1 protein-coding gene is annotated in these 1200 nt (G+C 63.2%); it reads right to left on the minus strand.

The genetic code is table 11. The features are described 5' to 3' along the window. Position 1: 1 nt before the first annotated feature. Entirely contained in the window at positions 2–1195 is a 1194-nt protein-coding gene (gene tuf, locus BMY35_RS37510) for an elongation factor Tu (RefSeq protein WP_093210122.1), read from the minus strand. Between the last annotated feature and the right edge of the window lie 5 nt (positions 1196–1200).

Here is a 1200-nt window from a genome sequence, read left to right on the forward strand (position 1 = left end):
CTTACAGGTCGAGGATCTTCGCCACGACGCCCGAACCCACGGTACGGCCGCCTTCGCGGATAGCGAAGCGCAGGCCTTCTTCCATGGCGATCGGAGCGATCAGCTTGACCGTGATCGACACGTTGTCACCGGGCATGACCATTTCCTTGTCCTTAGGCAGCTCGATCGCGCCGGTCACGTCCGTCGTGCGGAAGTAGAACTGCGGACGGTAGTTGTTGAAGAACGGCGTGTGACGGCCGCCTTCATCCTTCGACAGAACGTACACCTCGGCGGTGAAGTGCGTGTGCGGCTTGATCGAGCCGGGCTTGCACAGCACCTGGCCGCGCTCGACTTCTTCGCGCTTCGTGCCGCGCAGCAGCACGCCCACGTTGTCGCCGGCTTGACCCTGGTCCAGCAGCTTGCGGAACATTTCCACGCCGGTGCAGGTGGTCTTGACCGTCGGGCGGATGCCCACGATTTCGATTTCTTCACCGACCTTGATCACGCCGCGCTCGACGGCGCCGGTCACCACCGTGCCGCGACCCGAGATCGAGAACACGTCTTCCACGGGCATCAGGAACGTGCCGTCCACGGCGCGCTCGGGCGTCGGGATGTACGTGTCCAAGGCTTCGGCCAGCTTCATGATCGAGCCTTCGCCGAGTTCGCCCTTGTCGCCTTCCAGGGCCAGCTTGGCCGAGCCGTGGATGATGGGGGTGTCGTCGCCGGGGAATTCGTACTTGTCGAGGAGTTCGCGGACTTCCATTTCGACCAGCTCGAGCAGTTCCTTGTCGTCGACCATGTCGCACTTGTTCAGGAACACGATGATGTAGCCCACGCCCACCTGGCGAGCCAGCAGGATGTGCTCACGGGTCTGGGGCATCGGGCCGTCGGCGGCCGAGCACACCAGGATGGCGCCGTCCATCTGGGCAGCGCCGGTGATCATGTTCTTCACGTAGTCGGCGTGGCCGGGGCAGTCGACGTGTGCGTAGTGGCGGTTGGCCGTTTCGTATTCGACGTGCGCGGTGTTGATCGTGATGCCGCGGGCCTTTTCTTCAGGCGCAGCGTCGATCTGGTCGTAGGCCTTGGCTTCGCCACCGAACTTCGACGACAGCACGGTCGCGATCGCAGCCGTCAGCGTGGTCTTGCCGTGGTCGACGTGACCGATCGTGCCCACGTTCACGTGCGGCTTGGTGCGGGTGAATTTACCTTTTGCCATTTTTC

It is taken from the genome of Variovorax sp. YR750, assembly GCF_900109805.1.
GTDB classification, from domain to species: domain Bacteria; phylum Pseudomonadota; class Gammaproteobacteria; order Burkholderiales; family Burkholderiaceae_C; genus Variovorax; species Variovorax gossypii.